2 protein-coding genes are annotated in these 651 nt (G+C 49.2%); both read left to right on the top strand.

Annotated elements, in window-relative coordinates; translation table 11 throughout:
- The coding region (locus R7P74_RS27055) for an HRDC domain-containing protein (protein WP_318123754.1) at window positions 1-422 on the top strand (422 nt) is incomplete at its 5' end.
- Window positions 423-431: 9 nt separating this feature from the next.
- The coding region (locus R7P74_RS27050; RefSeq protein ID WP_318123752.1) for a DUF3630 family protein at window positions 432-651 on the top strand (220 nt) is incomplete at its 3' end.

The following is a 651-nucleotide window of genomic DNA, read 5'->3' as shown; positions in this document are numbered from 1 at the left end:
GGGTGAGTATCTTCCGCCAGTTAATCCACAAAGGGCTGTTGTTTCAAAACATCACCCGAAACTCGACGTTGCAACTGACCGAGGAAGCTCGACCATTATTGCGCGGGGATGTGTCGCTCGAGCTAGCGGTTCCTCGTTTGGATACCGCAGCACGCGCTGCGAAGTCGGACAAACTGACCAGCAAAAACTACGATAAGAAGCTGTTTGCGAAATTACGCAAGCTGCGTAAGTCGATTGCCGATGAAGATGGCTTACCACCATACGTTGTATTTAGTGATGCGACCTTGATTGATATGGCGGAGATTCTGCCGACGTCGTATGGCGAAATGCTGGCGGTGAGCGGGGTAGGTCAACGTAAATTAGAAAAATATGCCGATCCATTCTTGGATCTGATTCAAGAACACATCACTCACCACGGATAAGGAACCGAAATGCAGAAGGAATTTGGCCTAACAGAATACATTGCCGAAGAAGGTCGTTTGCTGATTGCAGCCCCAAGATTTGATTCAGACACCTTCCCGGCGTTAGGTGAGCGTTTGGTGGGGTTACTCTCTGCGACGGTAATCGAAAAACAGTGGGATGCGGATATCCACTCTTGGCTGATCGACTTTGACGGTTGCCGCTTATTTATGAAAGCGGAGCATTACAGTG

Source organism: Vibrio sp. 2033 (genome assembly GCF_033339735.1).
Note: the sequence above shows the minus strand (reverse complement) of the source record. Positions and strands in the feature narration are given on the sequence as shown.